Here is a 26,989-nt window from a genome sequence, read left to right on the forward strand (position 1 = left end):
GGGCGGCGGAGCCGGCGCGCCAGCGGCGCCAGCCGAGGTTCCAGCCGCTGAGGCCGTTGTCAGGACGGACAGTGCGGTCCGCGGAGTTGACCACCCGGACCACATCGCCGACGAGGCCGCGGTCGAAGAACCAGGCGTGTGGCGGGCCGCAGTGGCGAGCCGGCCGGGGCCGGTGGGGCGCCAGCTCAGGCCGTCCGCGGCGATCCGGCCGGGCACCGGCTCCGCCCGCGCGTCCCGTACCCGCACCACCCGCGCCGACTCCAGCCGCCCGCCCGGCACTTGGACCCGCAGGGGGCGGCCGGGAAATTCGGTGGCACTGTCAGTGGTGATCCGTAGGCTCCCTGTGATGTCCGAGACCCCTGTACCGACCGGCCACCCGTCCGCTGTGCGCAGCCTGCTGCGGTTGTGGCCGTTTGTGCGGCCGGTGCGCGGGCGGTTGGGGCTCGCCGCGGTGACCGCCACCGCCGCGTCCAGCATCGGCCTGGTGATCCCGCTGGTGCTCAAGTGGATGGTGGACGGGCCGGTGGCACAGCGGGATCCGTCCGGGGTGTGGCTGGGCGCGCTGTACCTGCTGCTGCTCGGGGTGGCGGAGGCGGGCCTCTTCGGGCTGCGGCGCTGGCTGGTGGCCCGCCCGCTCGCCGGCGTCGAGGCCACCATGCGCGGCTCGCTGTACGAGCGGTTGCAGCGGCTGCCGGTCGCCTTCCACGACCGTTGGCCCTCGGGCCAGTTGCTCTCCCGCGGCACCACGGATCTGATGCTGCTGCGGATGTTCCTCGCCTTCCCGCTGACCTTTCTGGTGGTCAACGGCACCACCATCGTCATCGGTGTGGCGATCCTGCTGGCGCAGCAGTGGGGCCTCGGGCTGGTGCTGCTGGCGCCGGCGGTGCCGCTGATGGTGCTGTGCGGTGTCTTCGAGCGGCGTTTCTCGCGGGTGGCCCGGCAGGCGCAGGACCAGGTGGGCGATCTGACCACGCTGGTCGAGGAGGCGGTGCTCGGTATCCGCGTCATCAAGGGCTTCGGCCGGCACCGCAGTCAGGCGCGGGCGTTCCACGCGCTGTCCGGCACGCTGCGCGGCACCGAGTTGGCGAAGGCGCGGCTGCTGGGCGGGATCTGGGCGGTGATCGTGACGCTGCCGGAGCTGGCGCTGGGCGCGGCCCTGGTGCTGGGCGCGCTCCAGGTGGCGCACGGCTCGCTCTCCGCCGGCACTTTGGTGGCGTTCCTGTCGACGGCGCTGGCGCTGCGCTGGCCCATCGAGTCCATCGGCTTCCTCCTCGCCATCAGCCAGGACGCGGCCTCGGCCACCCGCCGCTACTTCGAAGTGCTGGACGAGCGGCCCGAGTTGGAGACCGCCGAGGAGCCGGCAGACGGCGGCGTCCCGGGGGACGGCATCCGCTTCGAGGGGGTGGTGTTCCGGTACCCGGACGCGCCCGCCGGGGCGCCGCCGGTACTGGACGGGGTGGATCTGCGGATCGCGCCGGGCGAGACGGTGGCCCTGGTCGGGGCGACGGGCAGCGGCAAGACGACGCTCACCGCGCTGCTGCCCCGGCTGTACGAGCCGACCGGCGGCCGGATCACCCTGGACGGCGAGGACATCACCGCGATGCCGCGCGAGCGGCTGCGGTCCCTGGTGTCGGTCGCCTTCGAGGAGCCGACACTGTTCTCCGCCCCGGTCGCGGAGAACGTCCTGATGGGTGCCCAACCGGGGGCGGGCGAGGCGGAGTTGACGCGCGCCCTCGCCGTGGCCCAGGCGGGTTTCGCGTACGGGCTGCCGGAGGGCACCGGCACGCAGGTCGGCGAGCAGGGCCTCAGTCTGAGCGGCGGGCAGCGGCAGCGGCTGGCGCTGGCCCGTGCGGTGGCGGGCGCGCCCCGTTTCCTGGTGCTGGACGACCCGCTGTCCGCGCTGGACGTGCACACCGAGGCGCTGGTGGAGGCGGCGCTGCGGCGGGTGCTGGCGGACACCACGGCGCTGGTGGTGGCGCACCGCCCGTCGACGGTGCTGCTCGCGGACCGGGTGGCGCTGCTGTCCGGCGGCCGTATCACCGCCGTCGGCACCCATCAGCAACTGCTGCGCTCCTCCGCCGAGTACGCCTGGCTGATGTCGGGCACCACCGCCCCCGGCCCGGGTGCCGGGTCCGGGCCGTCGACGCCGAGAGAGGTCCCGTCCGGATGACCGCGCCCGCCGCCACCGCACCCCGCCCCGAGGACGAGGAGCCCGGCCCGGCGCCGTCCCCCGGCGGCGACCCCTTCGACGGGGACGCGCTGCCCGCTCCGCCGGGCGCCACCGGGGCGCTGCTGCGTTCGCTGCTGGCGCCGATGCGGGGCCGGGTGGTGCTGGCGGCGGTCCTGCTGGTGCTCCAGCAGGCCGCCGTACAGGCCGGGCCGCTGCTGGTGGCGTACGCGATCGACCGCGGGGTGCCGGCCGCGGCGGACCAGCGGTACGGGCCGCTGGCCGCGGTGGGCGCCGGGTACGGGCTGGCGGCGCTGGCCTCGGGCGGGCTCCAGTGGGGCTTCCGGGTGGTGGCCGCCCGGGTCAACCAGGACGCGCTGCTGGATCTGCGGGGCCGTATCTTCCGCCAGGCGCAGGCCCTCAGTGTCGACTTCCATGAGCGGTACACCTCGGGCCGGCTGATCTCACGGGCCACCACGGACGTGGAGTCGCTGCGGGAGCTGCTGGGCGAAGGGCTCCAGGAACTCCTCACCGTCGTCCTGTCGTTCGTGTCCATCGCGGTGATGCTGCTCTGGCTCGATCTGGGTCTGGGCGCGGTGGCGGTGGCCTCGTTCGGCCCGCTGTATCTGCTGGTGCGGCGGTACCGGCGGCGGGTAACGGAGGTGTTCCGGCACCGGTCGACGGCGATCGCCTCGGTCATCGTGAAGTTCACCGAGACCATGAACGGGATCCGCCCGGTGCGCGCCTTCCGCCGGGAGCGGGCCAACGAGGAGGCGTTCGCCCGGCTCAACCGCCGCCATGAGCGGGTCAACGGGGACGCCCTGCTGGAGATGGCCCGCTATGTGGTGGGCTCCCGGCTGGTGGCGAACACCGCGGTGGCGGCGATCGTGCTGTGGGGCGGATACCGGGTGGCGTCGGGTTCGCTGGCGCTGGGGGTGCTGGCGGCGGCGGTGCTGTATCTGCGGCGGCTGTACGACCCGATCGACCAGATGGGGATGTTCCTCAACTCCTACCAGTCGGCGGCCGCTTCCCTGGAGAAGATCGCCGGGCTGCTGGCCCAGGTCCCGTCGGTGCCGGAGCCCGCCGAGCCGCTCGCCCTGCCGGCCCGTGCCTCCGAACGGCCGGGCCGCACCGTGGAGTTCGAGGGGGTGCGGTTCGCGTACCGGACGGGTGGTGAGGTGCTGCCGCGGTTCGATCTGACGCTGCCGGCGGGGCAGACGGTGGCGGTGGTGGGTTCGACGGGGGCGGGCAAGTCGACGCTGGCGAAGCTGCTGGCCCGGTTCTACGACCCGACCTCGGGCCGGGTGCTGCTGGACGGGGTGGAGCTGGGGCGGCTGTCGGGGGCGGAGCTGCGGCGCGGGGTGGTGATGGTGACGCAGGAGGCGTTCCTCTTCTCCGGCACGGTCGCGGAGAACATCGCCATCGGCCGCCCGGACGCCTCCCGCGCCGAGATCGAGCAGGCGGCGAAGGAGATCGGGGCGCATGACTTCATCGCCTCGCTGCCGGACGGCTACGACACGGATGTACGCAAGCGGGGCGGCCGGATCTCCGCGGGGCAGCGGCAGTTGGTGGCGTTCGCGCGGGCGCTGCTGGCGGATCCGGCGGTGCTGATCCTGGACGAGGCGACGAGTTCGCTGGATGTGCCGGGTGAGCGGGCGGTGCAGCGCGCGATGGACACGGTGCTGCGGGGGCGTACGGCGGTGGTGATCGCGCACCGGTTGTCCACGGTGGAGATCGCGGACCGGGTGCTGGTGATGGAGGGCGGGCGGATCGTGGAGGACGGTCCGCCGGCCGAACTCATCGCGGGCGAGGGCGCGTTCTCCGAGCTGCACCGCGCCTGGCGGGACAGCCTCGCGGGCTGAACGGGGCAAATCCACCCTTCGCGCCGTAGTCGTTTTCCGGCCAGCGGTTTCAACCGAAACACAATCGGACGGAACCGCTCCATGCCCGATCCGGGGGTCCGCACCCACCTCGCGGTCACCGACCGTCACCGATTCCGGCAGCCACACTTCCCGGATGCTCAGGGTCCGGACGCCGCCCGCCCGGACCCGCCGACACCCCGCCCGACCTCCGGAACCCCGCCCAACCACTGGGAACGTTACGGGAGTCGGGCGGACGGTCCGGGCGAACCCGAGCACCGGCCGACCGTCACCAGCGCACACCGCTCGCGGATGCGAACGGTGCACACCGACCGCACACCGACCGCGCGTTACTCACGGGTATCGATTCCGTATAACGAACGTACCGATCAGTACCGGCAGCAATTTCCGGCCAATGTGCTGACGCGGTCCTGACAACTTCACCACAGGACTGTCACTCTTCCGTTCGGCCTCACCGGCCACGCACCGCGGACCCTTTCGACCGCCAACCGCGGCCGGCCCACCGGCCGTGCTCTGCCGCGCCCCGCCACGCCCCGCCGCGGCCCGGCGCGCCGCACCAGGTACCTGCACCTCGCTCCGCCCTGCTGTGCCCGGACGGCCACCCGTCGTCCGGTCCCCCCTCGGCCGTCCAAGTCGCGGCCGCCCAGAAGGAGTTCGTGTTGAGCAGCCCCACACAAAGACGAACCTCCATAGCGGCCGGCCGTCGCCGCGCCGCCGCCGGAGCCCTGGTCGCCGTCGCCGCGATGCTCTCGGTGGCCGTGCAGACCGGCTCCGCGTCCGCCGACTCGGCAGCGCCCGCCAAGCAGCCGCTGCCGCTCACCGGCAAGGCCGACAAGGGAGCCCTCCCGCTCAAGCTCTCCCCCTCGCAGCGCGCCGAACTGCTCCGTGACGCCGAGGCCGGCATCGCCGGCACCGCGAAGGACCTGGGCCTCGGCGCGCAGCAGAAGCTCGTCGTCAAGGACGTCGTGAAGGACGCCGACGGCACCACCCACACCCGCTACGAGCGCACCTACGCCGGCCTCCCGGTGCTCGGTGGCGACCTCGTCGTGCAGACCACCAAGTCCGGTGCGACCGCCGACGTCACCCACGCCGCCCAGGCGGAGCTGAAGCACGTCGACACCAAGGCCGCGGTGCGTCCGGCGGTCGCCGAGAAGAAGGCGCTGGGCCTGGCCAAGGCCGCCGGCGCCGACCGCGCCACCGCCGACCAGGCGCCCCGCAAGGTGGTCTGGCTGGCCGGCGGCGCCCCCGTCCTCGCCTACGAGACCGTCGTCGGCGGGCTCCAGGAGGACGGCACGCCCAACCAGCTCCACGTCATCACCGACGCCTCCACCGGCAAGCAGATCTACCAGTGGCAGGCCATCCAGAACGCCACCGGCACCGGCCACTCCACCTACAGCGGTGACGTCGAGATCACCACCTCGGGCTCCGGCTCCTCGTACACGATGGACGACGCGGACCGCGGCGGCCACAAGACGTACGACCTGAAGCACGGCACGTCCGGGCAGGGCACCCTCTTCACCGACGACGACAACGACTGGGGCGACGGCACCGCGGCCAACGCCCAGACCGCCGGGGTCGACGCGCACTACGGCGCCGCCAAGACCTGGGACTTCTACAAGGACACCTTCGGCCGCTCCGGTATCAAGGGCGACGGCAAGGCCGCCTACTCCCGAGTCCACTACGGCAAGGCGTACGTCAACGCCTTCTGGGACGACAGCTGCTTCTGCATGACCTACGGCGACGGCCAGGGCGACAAGGCGCCGCTGACCGCGATCGACGTGGCCGGCCACGAGATGACGCACGGCGTCACCGCGGCCACCGCGGGCCTGGTGTACAGCGGCGAGTCCGGCGGCCTGAACGAGGCCACCTCGGACATCTTCGGCACCGGCGTCGAGTTCTACGCGAGCAACCCCACCGACAAGGGCGACTACCTCATCGGTGAGAAGATCGACATCCGGGGCGACGGCTCGCCGCTGCGCTACATGGACAAGCCCAGCAAGGACGGCGCCTCGCTGGACAACTGGAGCTCCAACGCCGGCAACGTCGACGTGCACTACTCGTCCGGCATCGCCAACCACTTCTTCTACCTGCTCTCCGAGGGCAGCGGAAAGAAGACCATCGACGGCGTCGACTACGACTCCCCGACCTCCGACGGCCTCCCGGTCACCGGCATCGGCCGGGACAAGGCCCTTCAGGTCTGGTACAAGGCGCTCACCGAGAAGTTCACCAGCACCACGAACTACGCGGCGGCCCGCACCGGCACCCTGGACGCGGCGAAGGACCTGTACGGCGCGGACTCCGCCGAGTACAAGGCCGTCGGCGAGGCATGGGCCGGCGTGAACGTGGGCTCGCGGGACGGCGGCGGCGACCCGGGCGACCCCGGCCCGGGCGACCCGACGGGCAAGGTGTTCGAGAACAAGACCCGCGTCGACATCCCGGACCCCGGCACCGCGACCTCCACCATCAAGGTCACCGGCATCGGCGGCAAGGCGCCCAAGAACCTCAAGGTGACGGTGGACATCCGGCACACCTGGCGCGGCGACCTGAACGTCGACCTGGTCGCGCCGAACGGTGCCTACGCCCGGCTGAAGTCGGCCAGCATCTACGACTCGGCCGACGACGTGAAGGGCACCTGGACCGTGGACGCCTCCTCGGTGAACGGGAACGGCAACTGGAAGTTGCGGGTCCAGGACGTCTACTCGGGCGACACCGGATACATCAACAGCTGGAAGCTGGAGTTCTGAGTCCGGTGAACACCCGCCCGCCGGCCTGATCCGGCCGGGCGACCACCATCGGGGCATCGCGCCCGGGAGCCTCAACTCCCGGCCGCGGTGCCCCAGTTGTGTCCGCAGTTCGCATACAGCTCCTTACTGAAGAGTAAAAAATTCGGCCAACCTGCTTGCCCCCTCCTGACATGTACGCGCGTAGATGACAGGGTGCACGGTGTTCGAGTCGTACCGGCCACCTGAGTCCCAGGACTCCCGCGGCCCACCGCACCACACCTTGTCCGCCCGACGGCCCCCACGCCCGACGGCATACAACGACACACAAGGAGTCTGCGTGACCCCCCACATATCCCGCAGAGGCAAGACCCTGGCCATCGCCACCACCGTGGCCGCCGGCGCTCTCCTCGCCTCCGGACTCTCCACCGCGTCCGCGCAGCCGGCCCCGCAGAACCTTCGCGCCCTGGCCGCCGCACCCGCGAACATCTCCGCCGCCGAGCACGCGAGCCTGGTCAAGTCGGCGCAGGCCGACACCGCGAGCACGGCCGCCGAGATCGGTCTCGGCGCCAAGGAGAAGCTCGTCGTCAAGGACGTGGTCAAGGACCGCAACGGCACCACCCACACCCGCTACGAGCGCACCTTCGACGGGATGCCCGTCCTCGGCGGCGACCTGATCGTGCACCGCACCTCGGCGGGCAAGACCAAGAGCGTCACCCACGCCTCCTCGGCCAAGTCCGTCAAGGTGGCCACCGGCGCCGGCTCGCTCGCCGCCGAGGCCGCTCCCGAGGGCGCCCGCAAGGTCGTCTGGGCCGCCCAGGGCTCGGCGAAGCTGGCGTACGAGAAGGTCGTCAAGTCCACCAAGAAGGACGGCACTCCGAGCCGGATGCACGTCATCACCGACGCTGCCACCGGCAAGAAGCTGTTCAGCTTCGACGAGATCAAGACCGGCACCGGCGAGAGCGAGTTCAGCGGCTCCGTCGAGCTGGGCACCAAGCAGGGCAGCAGCGGCTTCGAGATGACCGACGAGGACCGCGGCGGCCACAGCACGTACAACCTGGAGAACGGCGAGTCCGGCCAGGGCAAGCTCTTCACCGACGACGACGACAAGTGGGGCGACGGCACCGTCGAGGACGCCGCCACCGCCGCCGTCGACGCCCACTACGGCGCCGCCAAGACCTGGGACTTCTACAAGGAGTCCTTCGGCCGCTCCGGCATCAACGGCGACGGCAAGGGCGCCTACTCCCGCGTCCACTACGGCGACAACTACGTCAACGCCTTCTGGGACGACAGCTGCTTCTGCATGACCTACGGCGACGGCGAGGGCAACAAGGCCCCGCTGACCGCCCTGGACGTGGCGGCGCACGAGATGTCGCACGGCGTCACCGCGGCCACCGCCGGCCTGGAGTACAGCGGCGAGTCCGGCGGCCTCAACGAGGCCACCTCGGACATCTTCGGCACCTCCGTGGAGTTCTACGCGGACAACTCCGAGGACGTCGGCGACTACCTCATCGGCGAGAAGATCGACATCAACGGCGACGGCACGCCGCTGCGCTACATGGACAAGCCGAGCAAGGACGGCTCGTCCCTCGACGAGTGGAGCGCGGACGCCGGCAACGTCGACGTGCACTACTCCTCCGGCATCGCCAACCACTTCTTCTACCTGCTGTCCGAGGGCAGCGGCCCGAAGAGCATCAACGGTGTCGACTACGACTCGCCGACCTCCAACGGCGAGAAGGTCGAGGGCATCGGCCGCGACAAGGCCGAGCAGGTCTGGTACAAGGCCCTCACCGAGTACATGACCTCCACCACGGACTACGCGGCGGCCCGCACCGCCACGCTGGACGCGGCGAAGGACCTGTACGGCGCGGACTCCGCCGAGTACAAGGGCGTCGACGCGGCCTGGGCCGGCGTCAACGTCAAGGGCTGACCGAGCCCACCGCCGCCGGGACCGGCCCCGGCGGCACCGAGGGCGGCACCCCCTGGGGGTGCCGCCCTCCGGCGTGCGCGCGGTGCCGCGGCTCAGCGCAGCGGCACCCCGTGCCCGTCGCCCGCCACGGTGTCCCGCGGCAGTGCGGCCAGGCCGAGTTCGGCCGGGGAGGCGAGCCGGGGGTGGGCCGGCAGTACGCGCACCGTGTAGCCGAACGGGCCGGTACGGCCGAGGGTGAGCGGGCCCTCGTAGGTCCAGCGGCCGTCCAGGTCGGGCCCGGCGACCGGCTTCAGCGGGAACGGCGCGGCGTCCCGGATGCGGTCCTCCGCGTCCACCCGCCCGGCGACCGCCTGCACCTCCACATCGTCCGGGCCCAACTCGCCCAGGCTGACCCGGACCCGCAGCGGATGCGTCGCGCCCAGCTCCGCGGTGACCTGGCCCGAGCCGGCGGCCGCGGCCTCCACATGGTCCACGGCCACCCGCGGCCAGGCGGTGCGCACCCGGTCCTTCCAACTCGCCAGGGCACGGGCGGCGTCCGGGGTGAGTGCGCGGTGGGCGCGGGCCGCGGGGGCGTACAGCCGCTCCACGTACTCCCGGACCATGCGGCCGGCCAGCACCTTGGGGCCGAGGTGGGTGAGGGTGCGGCGGACCATCTCCAGCCAGCGGTCCGGCAGTCCCTCGGGGCCGCGTTCGTAGAAGCGGGGTGCGATGCGCTGCTCCAGCAGTTCGTAGAGGGCCTGCGCCTCCAGGTCGTCGCGGCGTTCGGCGTCCATCGGGCCGCCGCCGTCGGCGGTGGGCACGGCCCAGCCGAAGTCCGGCTCGAACCACTCGTCCCACCAGCCGTCCAGGACCGACAGGTTGAGGCAGCCGTTGAGCGCCGCCTTCATCCCGGAGGTGCCGCAGGCCTCCAGCGGGCGCAGCGGGTTGTTGAGCCAGACGTCGCAGCCCGGGTACAGCTTCTGCGCCATCGCCATGCCGTAGTCGGGCAGGAAGACGATGCGGTGGCGGACCTTCGGGTCGTCGGCGAAGCGGACCAGTTCCTGGATGAGGCGCTTGCCGCCGTCGTCCGCGGGGTGCGCCTTGCCCGCGACGACGATCTGCACCGGGTGCTCGGGGTGGAGCAGCAGTTCGGTGAGGCGCGCCCGGTCCCGCAGCATCAGGGTGAGCCGCTTGTAGGAGGGGACGCGGCGGGCGAAGCCGATGGTGAGGACCCCGGGGTCGAGGACGTCGTCGATCCAGCCCAACTCGGCGGGTGCGGCGCCGCGTTGGCGCCAGGAGTCCCGCAGCCGGGCGCGGACCTCGGTGACCAGCCGGGCGCGCAGGGTGCGGCGCAGCTCGAAGACGTCCCGGCCGGGGATGTCGGCGACGGCGTCCCAGCGGGCGTCCTCGCCCACGGTGAGCGCCTCCTCGGTACGGCCGGGTCCGGCCTGCCGGGCGCCGAGGCGGAACACCTCGGGGGCGACCCAGGTGGGGGCGTGCACCCCGTTGGTGACGGAGGTGATGGGCACCTCGTGCGGGTCGAAGCCGGGCCAGAGTCCGGCGAACATCTCCCGGGAGACCTCGCCGTGCAGCAGCGAGACGCCGTTGGCGCGCTGGGCGAGCCGCAGTCCCATCACGGCCATGTTGAACAGACCGGGTTCGCCGCCGGGGTAGGTCTCCCGGCCGAGGGCGAGGATGCGGTCGGTGTCGACGCCGGGGAGTTCCGCCTCGAAATGGCGGGCGACGAGTCCGGCGTCGAAGCGGTCGATCCCGGCGGGCACCGGGGTGTGGGTGGTGAACACGGTGCCGGCCCGCACCTTCTCCAGCGCGGCGTCGAATTCCAGTCCCTGCGCGGCGAGTTCGTGGATACGCTCCAGGCCGAGGAAGCCGGCGTGGCCCTCGTTGGTGTGGAAAACCTCGGGAGCGGCGTGCCCGGTGAGCCGGCAGTAGGCGCGGACCGCGCGCACCCCGCCCATGCCGAGCAGCATCTCCTGCTGGAGCCGGTGTTCACTGCCGCCGCCGTAGAGCCGGTCGGTGACGTCGCGTTCGCGGGCGCCGTTCTCCTCCACGCCGGAGTCGAGCAGCAGCAGCGGGACGCGGCCGACCTGCGCGAGCCAGATCCGGGCGTGCAGCCGCCCGCCGCCGGGCAGCGCGAGGGAGATCCGGGTGTCGCTGCCGTCCTTCTCGCGCAGTGCGGTGAGCGGGAGTTCGTGCGGGTCGAGGACCGGATAGTGCTCCTGCTGCCAGCCTTCGCGGGAGAGGGTCTGGCGGAAGTAGCCGTGCCGGTAGAGGAGTCCGACGCCGATCAGCGGCAGGCCGAGATCGCTGGCGGCCTTGAGGTGGTCGCCGGCGAGGATGCCGAGCCCGCCCGAATACTGCGGCAGGGCCGCGGTGATGCCGAATTCGGGGCTGAAGTAGGCGACGGCGGCGGGGAGTCGGCCTTCCTGGCGCTGGTACCAGCGGTCGCCGGTGGTGTACGCGGTGAGGTCGGCGTCGGCCTCGGCGAGGCGGGCCAGGAAGCCCTGGTCCTCGGCGAGTTCGGCGAGTCGGGTGTGCGGGATGCCGCCCAGCAGGCGGACCGGGTCGTCGCCGCTCCCGGGCCCGCGTTCGGGGTCGGCGGCGGCGAACAGGTCGCGGGTGGCGGGGTGCCAGGACCAACGGAGGTTGCGGGCCAGCCTGCTGAGCGGCCGCAGGGGTTCGGGGAGCACCGGTCGGACGGTGAATCGACGGATTGCCTTCACCTGTCCACCTTTGCAACGACTCGGGCGGCTTCGGCGGAGGCACGGCGCGCGGCGTGGCCCGACAGCGGGGGCCTGACACGGCCTGGTTCCCGGGCGGGGCTCCGAATGAGTGAACGCGGACAGCAGCGGCGATGCCCTCGGCGCGTGAGTCGTCAACACAGATAAAAAGGGCAAAACTCGCAATTCCCCCAGCCGTCCTCCGTTGTAGAGCCCCCAGGTGAATTCATGATCGGCCGTATCCCCGTTCTGGACGTCCGCCCCCGAGTCGACTGCGGCCGGCGGCCGGCCAAGGCGGTGGCCGGTGAGGCTTTCGAGATCAGCGCCACCGTCTTCCGCGAGGGCCATGACGCGGTCGCCGCCAACGTGGTGCTGCGCGGCCCCGGCGGTCGCGGCGGCCCCTGGACCCCGCTGCGCGAACTCGCCCCCGGCACCGACCGCTGGGGCGCCACCGTCAGCATCCCCACCGAGGGCCGCTGGACGTACACCGTGGAGGCCTGGAGCGATCCGCTCGGCACCTGGCGGCACACCGCGGGCATCAAGATCCCGGCCGGTGTCGACACCGAACTCGTCTGCGCCGAGGGCGCCGAACTGTACGAGCGGGCCGCCGCCGGCGTCCCCAAGAGCCGCGGCCGCCGCGAGGCGGTACTCGCCGCCGCCGACACCCTCCGCGACACCGCCCGCCCGGCAACCGACCGCCTCGCCGCCGCCCTGGACCCCGCGGTGGACGAGATCCTCACCCGCCACCCGCTGCGCGAACTGGTCTCCACCGCACCGAAGTTGGCCGTCCAGGTGGAACGCCCCCGCGCCCTCTTCGGCTCCTGGTACGAGTTCTTCCCCCGCTCCGAGGGCGCCCGGCTGCGACCGGGCGCGGCCCCCGTCAGCGGCACCTTCCGCACCGCCGCCGAACGGCTGCCCGCGATCGCCGCGATGGGCTTCGACGTGGTGTACCTGCCGCCCATCCACCCCATCGGCACCACCCACCGCAAGGGCCCCGGCAACACCCTGACCGCGGGCCCGCACGACGTGGGTGTGCCCTGGGCGATCGGCTCGGCGGACGGCGGGCACGACGCGGTCCACCCCGACCTCGGCACCCTGGACGACTTCGACGCCTTCGTCCGCCGGGCGGCCGAACTGCGCCTGGAGATCGCCCTCGACTTCGCCCTCCAGTGCTCCCCCGACCACCCCTGGGTCACCGAGCACCCCGAGTGGTTCCACCACCGGCCCGACGGCAGCATCGCCTACGCGGAGAACCCGCCGAAGAAGTACCAGGACATCTATCCGCTGGCCTTCGACGCGGACATGCCCGGGCTGGTGGCCGAGACCCTGCGCGTCCTGCGGTTCTGGATGGACCGCGGGGTGCGGATCTTCCGGGTGGACAACCCGCACACCAAACCGGTGGTGTTCTGGCAGCAGGTGCTCGCCGACATCAACCGCACCGACCCGGACGTGGTGTTCCTCGCCGAGGCCTTCACCCGGCCCGCGATGATGCGCACCCTCGGCGCCATCGGCTTCCAGCAGTCGTACACCTACTTCACCTGGCGCACCACCAAGCCGGAACTGACCGAGTACCTCACCGAACTCGCCGGTGAGTGCGCCGAGTTCATGCGCCCCAACCTCTTTGTGAACACCCCGGACATCCTGCACGCCTACCTCCAGCACGGCGGCCGTCCCGCCTTCGAGGTGCGGGCCGTGCTCGCCGCCACCCTCTCCCCCTCCTGGGGCGTCTACAGCGGCTTCGAGCTGTGCGAGGCGACGGCGGCGGCCGAGGGCGGCGAGGAGTACCTCCACTCGGAGAAGTACGAACTGCGCCCGCGGGACTGGGAGGCGGCCGAGCGCGAGGGACGCTCGATCGCCCCGCTCCTCACCTCCCTCAACCGGATCCGGCGCCGCAACCCGGCGCTGCAACAACTGCGTAACCTGCACTTCCACCACACCGACCAGGACTCGGTGATCGCCTACTCGAAGTCGGCGGCAGGTACGCACGGCACCAACACCGTGCTCGTGGTCGCCAACCTGGACCCGCACCACGCCCAGGAGGCCACGGTCTCGTTGGACATGCCGCAACTGGGGCTCGACTGGCACGAACCCCTGTCGGTGCGCGACGAGCTCACCGGCGAGACCTATCACTGGGGCAGGACCAACTACGTGCGGCTGGAGCCCGGCCGGGCGCCCGCACACGTGCTCACCGTCCTGCGACCGTCCCCGCCGACCGGAGGGTCACCCACATCATGATCGTCAACGAGCCCGTCCCGGACACGTTCGAGGACACCCCCGCGCGCGACCGGGATCCGGAGTGGTTCAAGCGCGCCGTCTTCTACGAGGTCCTGGTCCGCTCCTTCCAGGACAGCAACGGCGACGGCATCGGCGACCTCAAGGGCATCACCGCCAAACTCGACTACCTCCAGTGGCTCGGCGTGGACTGCCTCTGGCTCCCGCCGTTCTTCAAGTCCCCCCTGCGCGACGGCGGTTACGACGTCGCCGACTACACCTCGGTCCTCCCCGACTTCGGCGACCTGGCCGACTTCGTGGAGTTCGTGGACTCGGCACACCAGCGCGGTATGCGGGTCATCATCGACTTCGTCATGAACCACACCAGCGACCAGCACCCGTGGTTCCAGTCCTCCCGCGAGGACCCCGAGGGCCCCTACGGCGACTACTACGTCTGGGCCGACGACGACAAGCAGTACCCCGACGCCCGCATCATCTTCGTCGATACCGAGGCCTCCAACTGGACCTTCGACCCGGTGCGGCAGCAGTACTACTGGCACCGCTTCTTCTCCCACCAGCCGGATCTCAACTACGAGAACCCCAAGGTGCAGGAGGAGATCATCGCCGCCCTCAAGTTCTGGCTGGACCTCGGCATCGACGGCTTCCGCCTGGACGCGGTGCCCTACCTGTACGCCGAGGAGGGCACCAACTGCGAGAACCTGCCCGCCACCCACGAGATGCTGCGGCGGGTACGCGCCGAGATCGACGCCAACTACCCGGACACCGTGCTGCTCGCCGAGGCCAACCAGTGGCCGGAGGACGTCGTCGACTACTTCGGCGACTACACCAAGGGTGGCGACGAGTGCCATATGGCGTTCCACTTCCCGGTGATGCCGCGGATCTTCATGGCGGTACGCCGCGAATCGCGCTACCCGGTCTCCGAGATCCTCGCCAAGACCCCCCAGATCCCGTCCGGTTGCCAGTGGGGCATCTTCCTGCGCAACCACGACGAGCTGACCCTGGAGATGGTCACCGACGAGGAACGCGACTACATGTACGCGGAGTACGCCAAGGATCCGCGGATGCGGGCCAACATCGGCATCCGCCGCCGCCTCGCCCCGCTCCTCGACAACGACCGCAACCAGATCGAGCTGTTCACCGCCCTGCTGCTGTCCCTGCCCGGCTCGCCGATCCTCTACTACGGCGACGAGATCGGCATGGGCGACAACATCTGGCTCGGCGACCGCGACGCGGTCCGCACCCCCATGCAGTGGACCCCGGACCGCAACGCCGGCTTCTCCTCCTGCGACCCCGGGCGGCTCTCCCTGCCGACCATCATGGACCCGGTCTACGGCTACCAGGTGACCAACGTCGAGGCGTCCATGTCCTCGCCGTCCTCACTGCTGCACTGGACCCGCCGCATGATCGAGATCCGCAAGCAGAACCCGGCGTTCGGCCTCGGCACCTACACCGAACTCCAGTCGTCCAACCCCGCGGTGCTCGCCTTCCTCCGCGAGCACGGTGACGACCTGGTGCTCTGTGTGCACAACTTCTCCCGCTTCGCCCAGCCCACCGAACTGGACCTGAGCACCTACGAGGGACGGCACCCGGTGGAGCTGATCGGCGGGGTCCGCTTCCCCGCCATCGGCGAACTGCCGTATCTGCTCACCCTCGCCGGGCACGGCTTCTACTGGTTCCGCCTCCGCACGGGCCCGGTACCGGCCGGGGAGACGGTGCAGGCCACCGGAAACGCCACCGTGACGGTGCCCGCGGCCCAGGCCGGGGACACGGCCGACGGGGCGGGCGCGCCGGGCAACGGCGGGACCCCCCGGACAGGACCCGGGCGTTAGGCGGCCGGGATCCCCGGTGCGGGCCGCGACCGCCCGCACCAGGGCCCGGCCCGTCCCGTACGGCCGCACCCTTTATTGGCATATTCCGGGACACTGACGCGCGACTCCGGTGGTGGGCCCGGGGAAAGGACGCGACTGAAATGTCGGAAGCCGTCACAGATCCGGGCCAGCCCGCAGTCTCCCGCCCCGGCCTGCTCGACTCGCTGGAACCGCTGCTGCTGCCCTGGCTGCCGCGGCAGCGCTGGTTCGCCGGCAAGGGCCGCCCCGTCACCGGCCTCTCCCTGGTCTCGGCCACCGAACTCCTCCCGCCCGGCCCCCGCCCCGGCCACCCCGGACTGCTGCACCTGCTGGTACGGGCCGAACAGCCGCCGCTGCCGGGCCACTCCGACGCCGAACTCCCCGCCGACTGCTACCAGTTGGTCCTCGGCGTCCGCGACACCCTCCCCCCGCACCTCGCCCCCGCCCGCATCGGCCGGGTCCCGCACGGCCCCCTCGCCGGCCGCATCCTCTACGAGGGCCTCTACGACCCCCGGCCCGCCGAAATCCTCTTCGAGGCACTGCGCAGCCAGGCCCGGGTCGGCCAACTCCGCTTCGACCGGGACACCGCCATCGACCTGCCGACCGGCCTGGTACCGCGCGTCCTCGGCGGTGAGCAGTCCAACTCCTCGCTGGTGTACGGGGATTCGTTCATCCTCAAGCTGTTCCGGCGGATCGTGCCCGGCGTCAATCCGGACCTGGAACTGCCGCGCGCGCTGGCCCGGTCGGCCTGCCCCCGGGTGCCCACCCCCGCCGCCTGGATCACCTCAAGGACCGGGCACCCCGCCGCCCCCGCCCCGGCGGAACCCGACGCCCGCACCCTCGTTCTCGGCGTGCTCCAGCCCTACCTCAAGGGGGCGGCGGACGGCTGGGAGTTGGCCCTCGGCGAGCTGTCCAAGGGCGAGGACTTCCATAGCGAGGCGCGGGCGCTGGGCCGGGCCACCGCCGAGGTGCACACCGCGCTCGCCGCCGCCCTGCCGGTGCGCGCCCTGGGCCGGGCCGAGGTGGCGGAGCTGGCGGCGGGCATGACTCGCCGTCTGGAGGCGGCAGTTGAGGAGGTACCGGCGCTGCGGCCCTGTGCGCCGGGGCTGCGGGCCCGCTTCGAGGCGCTGGCCGCGCACGCCGCGGACGGCAGCACCTGGGCCGCCCAGCGGGTGCACGGCGATCTCCATCTGGGGCAGTGCCTGCGGGCGCCGTCCGGCCACTGGTCGCTGATCGACTTCGAGGGGGAGCCGGTGCGGCCGCTGCCGGAGCGCGTCCTGCCGCAGCCCCCCGTCCGCGACATCGCCGGGATGCTGCGCTCCTTCGACTACGCGGCCCGCTCGCACCGCCCCTGGGCGCCCGACTGGGCCGCCGGCTGCCGTGCCGCGTACTGCGCGGGATACGCCGAGGTCTCCGGCCGCGACCCGCGCGCCGAGCCGGTGCTGCTGCGGGCGTACGAGACGGACAAGGCGGTCTACGAGGTGCTGTACGAGGCCCGGCACCGCCCCGACTGGCTGCCGGTGCCGCTGGCGGCGATAAACCGCCTGGCCGCCGCAGACCCTGACTGATCCCCCTGGCCGAGGAGGCTTCCCCCGTGACCCCACCGTCCCGCCCCACCACCCGTACGACCCGTACCGCCAAGTCGGCCCGGAGCTCCAAGCAGGCCGACGAGAAGCCCAACAGGCCTGCCGACGGGGCCGGTTCGAAGAAGTCCGGCAAGTCGGCCAAGGCCCCGGAAGCGGTGGGGGCCGCCCCGGAGGTGCTGGCGCCCGGAGCCCTGCACCCCTACGACCGGGGGCGGTTGCTCGCCGGGGCGCACCATGACCCGCACTCGGTCCTCGGCGCCCATCCGCTGCCCGGCGGCCGGGTCGCACTCCGGGTGCTGCGGCCCTGCGCGGACGCCGTCACCGCTCTCCTCGACGACGGCAGCACCGCCCAACTCCGCGACGACGGCGAGGGGTTCTTCGCCACCGTCCTCCCCCGCGACACGGTGCCCGGCTACCGGCTGCGCATCGTCTACGGCGACCCCGCCGCCCCGCTGGAGACGGACGACCCGTACCGACTGCTGCCCGCGCTGGGCGAGTTGGACCTGCACCTGATCGGGGAGGGGCGGCACGAGGAGCTGTGGCGGGCGCTGGGGGCCCGGCCGATGACCCACCAGGGTGTGACCGGCACCCGCTTCACCGTATGGGCGCCGAACGCGCAGGGTGTGCGGGTGACCGGCGGGTTCAACTACTGGGACGGGACCGGCTTCCCGATGCGCTCGCTGGGCTCCACAGGGGTGTGGGAGCTGTTCGTACCGGGCGTCGGCGAGGGCGAGTTGTACAAGTTCGACCTCACCCGGCCCGACGGCTCGCACACGGTACGCGCCGACCCGATGGCCCGCCGTACCGAGGTGCCGCCCGCGACCGCCTCCGTGGTGGACGCCTCGCACCACACCTGGGGCGACGCGGAGTGGCTGGCGCGGCGGGGCGAACGCCGGGTGCACGAGGCGCCGTTCTCCGTCTACGAGGTCCATCTCCCGTCCTGGCGGCCCGGGTTGACGTATCGTCAGCTTGCTGAGCAACTGCCCGCGTATGTCGCGGACTTGGGGTTCACCCATGTCGAGCTGATGCCGGTGGCGGAGCATCCGTTCGGCGGCTCCTGGGGGTACCAGGTCACCGGTTTCTACGCGCCGACCTCCCGGATGGGCACCCCGGACGACTTCCGCCATCTGGTCGACTCGCTGCACCGGGCCGGTATCGGGGTGCTGATGGACTGGGTGCCGGCCCACTTCCCGCGCGACGACTGGGCCCTCGCCGAGTTCGACGGCCGCCCGCTGTACGAGCACTCCGACCCGTCCCGCGCGGCCCACCCCGACTGGGGCACCCTGGAGTTCGACTACGGCCGGACCGAGGTGCGCAACTTCCTGGTCGCCAACGCGGTGTACTGGTGCGAGGAGTTCCATATCGACGGGCTGCGGGTGGACGCGGTGGCCTCCATGCTCTACCTCGACTACTCGCGGGAGGACGGGAGTTGGGCGCCCAATGAGTTCGGCGGGCGGGAGAACCTCGACGCGGTGTCCTTCCTCCAGGAGATGAACGCCACCGTCTACCGCCGGGTGCCCGGGGTGGTGACCATCGCGGAGGAGTCCACCGCCTGGGACGGTGTCACCCGCCCCACCCATGTCACCGGCCCCGGCGGCTTCGGCGGCCTCGGCTTCGGGCTGAAGTGGAACATGGGCTGGATGCACGACTCCCTGGGCTATGTCGAGCACGAGCCGGTGCACCGCAAGTACCACCACAACGAGATGACCTTCTCGATGGTGTACGCGTACAGCGAGAACTACGTACTGCCGATCTCGCACGACGAGGTGGTGCACGGCAAGCAGGCGCTGGTCTCGAAGATGCCGGGTGACTGGTGGCAGCGGCGTGCCGACCACCGTGCCTATCTGGGCTTCATGTGGGCCCACCCGGGCAAGCAACTCCTCTTCATGGGGCAGGAGTTCGCCCAGGGCGCGGAGTGGTCCGAGGGCCACGGACCGGACTGGTGGCTGCTCGACCCGGCGTACTCCGCGGAGCCCGACCACCGGGGTGTGCGGGACCTGGTGCGGGATCTGAACGCGGTGTACCGGCGCGAGCCGGCGCTGTGGGAGCGGGACACCGAACCGGCGGGCTTCACCTGGGTGGTGGGCGACGCCTGGGAGGACAATGTCTTCGCCTTCCTGCGGCACGACGCACACGGCGCCCCGCTGCTCTCGGTGTCCAACTTCTCCCCGGTGGTCCGCCACGACTACCCGCTGGGCGTCCCCGGCGAGGTCCCCGGCTGGCAGGAGGTGCTGAACACCGACGAGGAGCGGTATGGCGGCTCCGGGGTGGCCAACTCCGGTCCCCTGAAGCCCGATCCGGCGCCTGCACACGGCGGCCGGGGCACCCTGCGGCTGACCCTGCCGCCGCTCGCCACCGTCTGGCTGCGCCCCGCCTGACCACGGCCACGGAAAGGGGGAGGGTCCCGGGACCCTCCCCCTTTCGGTGGTTCCGCCCGCTACATACCGGCCGGAAGGCTCCCGGTGTGCACCACGCCCAGCGCGCGGGTGGCCCGGGTCAGTGCCACATACAGATCGCTGGTGCGGTACCCGCCCGGCTCGACCACCACCACCGAGTCGAACTCAAGTCCCTTGGCCTGACGGGGAGTCAGCAGGACCAGCGGCCGGGTCAGATCGGGCTCCGCGCCCGCGGTGACCTCGGGCAGGGAGTCGGCGAGCACCGGGTGCAGCTCGCGGGGCGCGATCACCGCCAGCCGCCCCTCGGCGGGCGCCAGCCGCTCCGCCAGCCGGGCCGTCGCCTCGCCCAACTCCCCTGGCCCGCACGGCAGATACTCGGGTCGGGTGCCGGTGGAGCGTACCGAGGCGGGTGGTGCGAAGGCGGGCTGCTCGGCGCGGACCACCGCGGCCGCCAGCTCCATGATCTCGGCCGGGGTGCGGTAGTTGACGCCGAGCCGGGTGTGCTCCCAGCGGTCCCCGACATAGGGCGCCAGGATCTCCCGCCAGGAGCCGACCCCCGCCTCTTCCGAGGTCTGCACCGGGTCGCCCACCAGGGTCATGGAGCGGGTCGGGCAGCGCCGCATCAGCAGCCGCCACACCATCGGCGACAACTCCTGCGCCTCGTCCACGATGATGTGGCCGAACGCCCAGGTGCGGTCCGCCGCGGCACGTTCCGCCGCGGTGCGGTGGTCGGCCTCCTGGTGCCGCTCCGCCATCCGCTCCGCATCCACCAGGTCCTGTACGCCCAGCACCTCGGACTCCTCATCGCCCCGGTCCTCGAACTCATAGGTGCGGGAGGCGTACGCCACGTCCAACACCCCCTGGGCGTAGGCGACTTGCTCGCGGCGCTCCAGCTCGGCGGCGGCACGGGCGACCCGGTCGTCCTCGCCGAGGAGTTCCGCGGCCTCGTCCAGCAGCGGTACGTCGGCCGGGGTCCAGGGCCCACCGGTGCGGCGGATCGCGTCCGCGTCCCCGGGCGGCAGATGCCCCGGGTCGGCGAGGAAGTCGGCCACCAGGCGCTGCGGGGTGAGCCGGGGCCAGAGTTGGTCCACGGCGGCCCACACCTCGCTGTTGGCGGCGAGCTCGTCGCGGAGCTGGGTGATGTCGGAGGGGTCGAGGAGGTTGGAGCCGTCGTAGGGGTCGGTGCCGATGCGTTCGGCGAGCATGTCGGTGAGGGCGTTCAGTACCAGGCCCTCGAAGTGCTCGCGGGCCTCGTTGTGCGGGAGCCGCAGGGCGCGGGTGCGCTCGCGGGCCACCTGTACCAGGTCCGCGTCGAGCATCAGCACCTCGCGGTCGTGCTCGATGGCGATCACCGGGTCGGGCAGTGCCTGCCGGTCGGCGAGGGCCCGGGCCAGGACCCCGGCCATCTCCGCCCGGCCCTTGACCTCGGCGGCGCGCGGGGTGTCGGTACCGGTGGCGCGCACCCCGGGGTACAGCTCGCCGGGGCTGGCCAGCAGCACCCCGGTCTCACCGAGGGAGGGCAGCACCTCGCCGATATAGCCGAGGAACGCCGGGTTGGGCCCGACGACCAGGACGGCGCGGCGGGCCAGCAACTCCCGGTGCTCGTACAGGAGATAGGCGGCGCGGTGCAGGGCGACGGCGGTCTTGCCGGTGCCGGGGCCGCCCTCCACGACGAGGACGCCGCGGTGCGGGGCGCGGATGATGCGATCCTGCTCGGCCTGGATGGTCTGCACGATGTCGCCCATCCGCCCGGTGCGGGCCGCCTCCAGCGCGGCGAGCAGTACCGCGTCGCCCGACGGGTCCTCGTGGCCGGTGCGTTCCCGGTCGGCGGGGTCGAGGAACTCGTCGTGCAGGGTGGTGACCCGGCGGTCACGGGTGGTGATGTGCCGGCGGCGGCGCAGGCCCATGGGGGTGTGGCCGGTGGCCAGGTAGAAGGGGCGGGCGACGGGGGCGCGCCAGTCGATCAGGATCGGGCGCCGGTCTCCGTGCGCGTCGGGTTCGTCGCGCAGCCCGATACGGCCGATGTGGTGCCCGGTGCCGTCGGCGAGGTCGATACGGCCGAAGCAGAGCGAGCCGTCGACGGCGTCGAGCGCGGCGAGCAGCCCGGAGCGCTCGGCCACCTGGATGTCGCGCTCCACCCGCGCCTGCCGGTTGCCGCCCACCGGGGCGAGGGCGTCCGCGACGGCGGTCTCCGCCTCGCCGCGCAGCGCGTCCACCTGGCGGTGGAGCAGATCGATGAATTCCTGTTCGGCGGCCATTTCCGTGTCCGGCAATGCATTCTGCGGCTGCTGGTTTGACAATACGACTCCCGCCCGGATATACTGCGTGCAGTTGAAATTCCCATCGCGGAACCGGTTACGGAGCCATGGGAAAGGTGCGAAATCCACGCACACGAAGAAGCCAATATACCCAAGGAAATCCCCCGGCTGTCAATTCGCCGGGGGATTTCCTTTGCACCGCCCCGGGAACCTACTCCTCGGCCACCTGCATCACCGCGAAGGTCGCGCCCCACGGATCGCTCAGCACCGCCAGCACCCCGTACGGAGTGGGCGTCGGCGGCGCCAGTACGGGCCCTCCAGTGCGGGAGGCGGCCTCCACGGTGGCCGGGGTGTCGGACACCGCGAAACAGGTCAGCCAGTGCGGCGGCACATTCTCCGGATAATCGCTCGCGGCCATGTCGCGCAGCCCGCCCACCGGGCGTTCCGCACCCGCCGGATGCAGCCCGAATCCACCGCCGTCCGGCACCGGCCTGGCCTCCAGGCCGAATACCGCCTCGTAGAATTCGGCGGCGGTCGCCACATCGCGGGTGGCGCAGTCGTTCCAGATCACCGCACCCGGTTCGTTCACCACTCCGGCACCAGGGAAATCCCCGCCCTGCCACACCCCGAACACCGCCCCGGTGGGATCGGCCGCCAGCAGCATGGTGCCGACGGTGCCGATCTCACGCGGCTCCACCACCACCGTGCCGCCGGCGCCGGTGATACGGCGGGCGGTGCCCCGGGCGTCGTCCGAGGCGAGGTAGGTCGTCCACACATGCGGTGGTTCCGGGCGGCCCTCCTCGGCCTGCGCGGAGCCGATCCCGGCCACCGCTCCCCCGTTCCGCTCCAGTACGGCGTAGCCGCCCTCACCGGGGTCGCCGCTCCAGCCGAAGAGGGGGCGGTAGAAGTCGAGGGCGGCCTGCTGGTGCCGCGTCATCAGGTCCACCCAGCACGGGGTGCCGGGACTCCACGGGGTGTGTGCCACGGGCATGGTGCTTCCTCCACGGCGTAGGCGTCGGCGTAGGCATCGGCCCCCTCCTCCACTCTGGCACCGGCCCCGCCACCTGTCGTGCGGTGGCCGTTCCGCCCGCCCGGCACGGCGCCGGAGAACGCGCACGTCCCCGACGCCGGACCGTGACGCGGAGGTCAGGGCGGGCGCCGGGGACATGGGCGGCGCACCCCGCAACTGCGGGGCGGGTGGGCCTACTTGGCGGCGGCGGGCTCCTTCTCGTCGCCGTCGGGGGAGCCGCCGTCGGAGGCGTCACCGGCAGCGGCCTCGTCGTCGCGGGGCGCCGGGACCTCGGCGGGGCGGTGGTCGTCGGTCAGAGTCGACTCGTCGAAGGGCAGGCCGCCGGAGAGGACCAGGGCGACGCGCTCCTTGTCGATCTCCTTGGTCCAGGTGCCGACCAGCACCGTGGCGACCGCGTTGCCGGCGAAGTTGGTCAGCGCGCGGGCCTCGCTCATGAAGCGGTCGATACCGACGATCAGGCCGACGCCGTCCAGGAGTTCCGGGCGGTGCGACTGGAGGCCGCCGGCCAGGGTGGCCAGACCGGCGCCGGTGACACCGGCGGCGCCCTTGGACGCGATGATCATGAAGAGGAGCAGCGAGATCTGCTCGCCCGCGTTCAGCGGGGCGTCCATCGCGTTGGCGACGAAGAGGGAGGCCATCGTCAGGTAGATCGCGGTGCCGTCCAGGTTGAACGAGTACCCGGTGGGCACGGTGATGCCGACGACGGGGCGGCTCACACCGAGGTGCTCCATCTTCGCGATCAGCCGCGGCAGCGCCGACTCGGACGAGGAGGTGGAGACGATCAGCAGGAACTCACGGCCGAGGTAGCGCAGCAACTGGAAGATGTTGACGCCGGTGACGAACCGCAGCAGCGCGCCCAGGACCACCACGACGAAGAGCAGACAGGTCACATAGAAGCCGACCATGATGACGGCGAGCGACTTCAGGGCGTCCACACCGGTCTCGCCGACCACGGCCGCCATCGCGCCGAACGCGCCCACCGGCGCCGCCCACATGATCATCTGGAGGACGCGGAACACCAGCCGCTGGATGTGCCCGATGCCGTTGAGCACCGGCTGCCCGGCGCTGCCCAGGGCCTGGAGCGCGAAGCCGACCAGCAGCGCGACCAGCAGGGTCTGGAGGACCTCGCCCATGGTGAAGGCGGAGACCAGAGTGGTGGGGATGATGCCGAGCAGGAAGTCCACCGTCGACTCGGAGGCGCCCTCGGCCTGGGCGGCGCCCGCGTGCCGTACCGCCTCGGTGAGGTGGAGGCCGCTGCCGGGCTCCAGCACATTGCCGACTATGAGGCCGATGGCCAGCGCCACCGTCGACATCACCATGAAGTAGAGCAGCGCCAGACCGCCCACCGCGCCGACCTTGGCGGCCTTGCGGACCGAGCCGACGCCGAGCACGATCGTGCAGAAGATGATGGGGGAGATCATCATCTTGATCAGGTTGACGAACCCGGTGCCCAAGGGCTTCAGCTCGACGGCGAAGTCGGGTGCGGCGAAGCCCACGATGATGCCGAGGACTACTGCGCCGATCACGGCGAGATACAGGTAGTGCGTGCGGTCCCGCCTGGACTGCTGGGCGGACTCCACCTGCGGAGCGGACACGACTGTGCCTCCTTGAGTACAACCTTGGGTGCAATGGACGACGGCATCGGCGAACGCGGCGGACACCGGGTGCGAAGAAGCGGCCGACGGGAACTGTCCCGCGTGGGCGGGACAGTACCGGTGCGCGGCGCCCTCGCCCAGGTGTGCGGCTCAGGTTCTCCAACTACGCACGCTCCGCGGCGCGTTGGCGTGCGGATCACGTTCCGTGCGGCGGTGATCCCGACGGATCCTGGAGACTATCTCCCAGCCGGTGAGAGCGGTCACCCTTCCGTTCATTTAGTTCACGCCGGCCCGGCAGGCAGACTTGCCCCATGCCCCGCGCCCGCCTCCCCCGCAGCCTGGCCGGCCAGCTCTTCGCCATGCAGGTGCTGCTGGTCGCCGTGGTCGTGGCGGGCTGCGCCCTCTTCACCTACGTCGACGGCGGGCGCCAGGCCGAGCAGGCGGCCCGGCGGCAGGCGCAGGCCGCGGCGCGTGCCGTCGCCGACTCCCCCTCGGTCCGCACCGCCATCCGCGGCGCGGACCCCGCCCGGGACCTCCAGCCCTACGCCGACGCCGCCCGCCGCGGCACCGCTGTCGACTTCGTCACGATCATGGACACCCGGGGCATCCGCTGGACCCACCCCGACCCCGAGCAAATCGGGCGCCGCTACCTCGGCCATATCGACGAGGCGCGGCACGGCCGCACCTTCCCCGAGACCTACACCGGCACCCTCGGCCCCTCGGTGCGCGTCATCACCCCGGTACGGGACGGGGGCCGGGTCGTGGGGCTGGTCAGCGCCGGTATCACGGTGGAGAAGATCAGCGCCGGGGTGCGGGAGCAGATGGCGGGGCTGCTCTGGGTGGCCGGCGGCGCCCTCGTCCTCGGCGGCGCCGGCACCTACGTCATCAACGCCCGGCTGCGCCGCCACACCCACGGGATGAACGCGGCGGAGCTGAGCCGGATGCACGACTACCACCACGCGGCGCTGCACGCGGTACGGGAGGGCCTGCTGATGCTCGACGGGCGGCGCGGGATCGCGCTGGTCAACGACGCCGGGCGGGAGCTGCTCGGCCTGGACGCGGACGCGGTGGGCCGGCCGGTCGCGGACCTGGGACTGCCCGCACCGCTGACCGGCGCCCTGCTCGCCGCCGAACCCAGGGTCGACGAACTCCACCTCACCGAGCGGCGGGTGCTGCTGGTGAACACCTCCCCGGTCTCCGGCGGCGACCACCGCGGCAGTGTGGTCACCCTCCGCGACCACACCGAACTCCAGGCGCTGATGGGCGAGTTGGACTCCGAACGCGGCTTCACCGAGGCACTGCGCGCCCAGGCCCACGAGGCGGCGAACCGGCTGCACACCGTGGTCTCCCTGATCGGACTGGGCCGCGCCGAGGAGGCGGTCGAGTTCGCCACCGCGGAGCTGGAACTGGCCCAGTCCCTCACCGACCAGGTGGTGGCCGCCGTCGGTGAACCGGTGCTCGCCGCACTGCTGTTGGGCAAGACCGCCCAGGCCCATGAACGCGGTGTGGCGCTGCTGGTCTCCGCGGACAGCGGCCTGGACGACGGACTGCTGCCGCCCTCGCTGCCCGCCCGCGACCTGGTGACGGTACTCGGCAATCTGATCGACAACGCCCTTGACGCGGCCCAGGGTTCGGCCCTCGCCCGGGTCACCGTCACCGCCCGCGCCGAGGGCGAGCTGCTGCTGCGGGTCGCGGACTCCGGCACGGGCGTACCGGACGGCGACACCGAGGCCATCTTCCGGCGCGGCTGGTCCACCAAACCGGCCGGCTCCGGCGGCCGCGGCATCGGGCTCGTCCTGGTGCGGCAGACGGTGGCCCGGCACGGCGGCACCCTGGAGGTCACCGCCGCCGCGGACGGCGGCGCCGCCTTCACCGTACGGCTGCCGCTGGGGGACGCGGCCGGAGCCGGGGTGCGGGGCGGGGCGGCGCGCGGGGGTGCCGGATGAGCGGGGCACCGATCCGGGTGCTGGTGGTGGAGGACGATCCGGTCGCCGCCGACGCCCATGTGCTGTACGTGGACCGGGTGCCCGGCTTCCGCGCCACCGCCAGGGCCCACTCGGGCGCGGAGGCCGTCCGCGCCCTGGAGCGCACCCCCGTCGATCTGATCCTGCTCGACCTCAATCTTCCCGACGGGCACGGTCTCCAACTGGCCCGGTCGGTACGGGCCGCCGGGCATCGGGCGGATGTGATCGCGGTGACCTCGGCCCGCGATCTGGCCATGGTCCGGGAGGGCGTCTCCCTCGGTGTGGTGCAGTACGTGCTCAAGCCGTTCACCTTCGCCACCCTCCGCGACCGGCTGGTCCGGTACGCCGAGTTCCGCTCCGCGGCGGGTGAGGCGGGCGGGCAGGAGGAGGTGGACCGGGCCCTGGCCGCCCTGCGCGCCCCCGGCCCCGCCGCCCTCCCCAAGGGCCTGAGCGGTCCCACCCTGAGCCGGGTCACCGCCACCCTGCGGGCCAGCCCCGACGGGCTGACGGCGGCCACCGCCGCGGAGGCCGCGGGCATCTCCCGCATCACCGCCCGCCGCTATCTGGAACACCTGGTCACCACCGGCCGAGCGGCCCGCACCCCGCACTACGGCCAGGTGGGCCGCCCGGAATTGCACTACCGGTGGCTGACCACCGCCCCCTGAGA

Annotated in this window: 13 protein-coding genes and 1 pseudogene; 10 read left to right on the forward strand and 4 right to left on the reverse strand. The window is 72.3% G+C overall.

Translation table 11 applies throughout. From position 1 onward, the window contains the following. The first annotated feature begins 346 nt into the window (after nucleotides 1–346). The 4 genes from ACFVST_RS20945 to ACFVST_RS20960 all read left to right on the forward strand — a co-directional run bounded on the left by ACFVST_RS20945 (nucleotide 347) and on the right by ACFVST_RS20960 (nucleotide 8,697). On the forward strand, nucleotides 347–2,170 hold the full coding sequence (locus ACFVST_RS20945) for an ABC transporter ATP-binding protein (RefSeq protein ID WP_390154001.1): 1,824 nt from the start codon (nucleotides 347–349) through the stop codon (nucleotides 2,168–2,170). Beyond that, nucleotides 2,167–4,029: an ABC transporter ATP-binding protein gene (locus tag ACFVST_RS20950; protein ID WP_390154004.1), complete on the forward strand. Its 1,863-nt coding sequence runs from the start codon at nucleotides 2,167–2,169 to the stop codon at nucleotides 4,027–4,029. Before ACFVST_RS20945 ends, ACFVST_RS20950 begins: the two co-directional genes overlap by 4 nt. Nucleotides 4,030–4,790: 761 nt before the next feature. Next, nucleotides 4,791–6,791, forward strand: a complete 2,001-nt coding sequence (locus ACFVST_RS20955; RefSeq protein WP_390154054.1) for a M4 family metallopeptidase — start codon at nucleotides 4,791–4,793, stop codon at nucleotides 6,789–6,791. A 316-nt stretch (nucleotides 6,792–7,107) separates the two neighbouring features. After that, nucleotides 7,108–8,697 (forward strand): M4 family metallopeptidase, encoded by a 1,590-nt coding sequence (locus tag ACFVST_RS20960; protein ID WP_390154007.1) that lies wholly within the window; start codon nucleotides 7,108–7,110, stop codon nucleotides 8,695–8,697. Nucleotides 8,698–8,789: 92 nt separating this feature from the next. Here ACFVST_RS20960 and glgP read toward each other — a convergent pair whose 3' ends face one another. Next, nucleotides 8,790–11,417, reverse strand: coding sequence for an alpha-glucan family phosphorylase (gene glgP, locus ACFVST_RS20965; RefSeq protein WP_390154010.1), 2,628 nt, complete (start codon nucleotides 11,415–11,417; stop codon nucleotides 8,790–8,792). A 225-nt stretch (nucleotides 11,418–11,642) separates the two neighbouring features. On the opposite strand from glgP, the gene ACFVST_RS20970 reads away from it, so the two are divergent. The 4 genes and pseudogenes from ACFVST_RS20970 to glgB all read left to right on the forward strand — a co-directional run bounded on the left by ACFVST_RS20970 (nucleotide 11,643) and on the right by glgB (nucleotide 19,457). Further along, a complete protein-coding gene (locus ACFVST_RS20970) occupies nucleotides 11,643–13,649 on the forward strand; it encodes an alpha-1,4-glucan--maltose-1-phosphate maltosyltransferase (protein ID WP_390154013.1) in 2,007 nt (668 codons plus the stop codon). Continuing rightward, nucleotides 13,646–15,340 (forward strand): annotated as a pseudogene (gene treS, locus ACFVST_RS20975) (maltose alpha-D-glucosyltransferase); the annotation flags it as partial. The gene ACFVST_RS20970 and the pseudogene treS, both read left to right, overlap by 4 nt. A 275-nt stretch (nucleotides 15,341–15,615) precedes the next feature. Continuing rightward, the gene (locus ACFVST_RS20980) at nucleotides 15,616–17,061 is read left to right on the forward strand and encodes a maltokinase (protein WP_390154016.1); all 1,446 of its coding nucleotides are present in this window, start codon (nucleotides 15,616–15,618) and stop codon (nucleotides 17,059–17,061) included. Between the two features lie 173 nt (nucleotides 17,062–17,234). Continuing rightward, complete coding sequence (glgB, locus tag ACFVST_RS20985; protein ID WP_390154057.1) at nucleotides 17,235–19,457, forward strand: 1,4-alpha-glucan branching enzyme; 2,223 nt, start codon at nucleotides 17,235–17,237, stop codon at nucleotides 19,455–19,457. 59 nt (nucleotides 19,458–19,516) lie between these two features. Here the strand turns inward: glgB and ACFVST_RS20990 are convergent, their stop codons facing one another. The 3 genes from ACFVST_RS20990 to ACFVST_RS21000 form a co-directional block, all read right to left on the reverse strand. After that, entirely contained in the window at nucleotides 19,517–21,733 is a 2,217-nt protein-coding gene (locus ACFVST_RS20990) for a HelD family protein (protein ID WP_390154019.1), read from the reverse strand. Between the two features lie 211 nt (nucleotides 21,734–21,944). Beyond that, the gene (locus tag ACFVST_RS20995) at nucleotides 21,945–22,724 is read right to left on the reverse strand and encodes a VOC family protein (RefSeq protein ID WP_390154021.1); all 780 of its coding nucleotides are present in this window, start codon (nucleotides 22,722–22,724) and stop codon (nucleotides 21,945–21,947) included. A 212-nt stretch (nucleotides 22,725–22,936) separates the two neighbouring features. After that, the gene (locus ACFVST_RS21000; protein WP_390154023.1) at nucleotides 22,937–24,358 is read right to left on the reverse strand and encodes a cation:dicarboxylate symporter family transporter; all 1,422 of its coding nucleotides are present in this window, start codon (nucleotides 24,356–24,358) and stop codon (nucleotides 22,937–22,939) included. 311 nt (nucleotides 24,359–24,669) lie between these two features. On the opposite strand from ACFVST_RS21000, the gene ACFVST_RS21005 reads away from it, so the two are divergent. Together ACFVST_RS21005 and ACFVST_RS21010 are read left to right on the forward strand one after the other, a co-directional pair. Beyond that, nucleotides 24,670–26,304: an ATP-binding protein gene (locus ACFVST_RS21005; protein WP_390154026.1), complete on the forward strand. Its 1,635-nt coding sequence runs from the start codon at nucleotides 24,670–24,672 to the stop codon at nucleotides 26,302–26,304. Beyond that, nucleotides 26,301–26,987, forward strand: a complete 687-nt coding sequence (locus ACFVST_RS21010; protein WP_390154028.1) for a response regulator — start codon at nucleotides 26,301–26,303, stop codon at nucleotides 26,985–26,987. The genes ACFVST_RS21005 and ACFVST_RS21010 overlap by 4 nt, the downstream gene beginning before the upstream one ends. Nucleotides 26,988–26,989: the final 2 nt, after the last annotated feature.

Origin of the sequence: Streptomyces sp. NPDC058045 (assembly GCF_042885635.1) — a bacterium.
Taxonomy (GTDB): Bacteria; Actinomycetota; Actinomycetes; order Streptomycetales; family Streptomycetaceae; genus Streptomyces.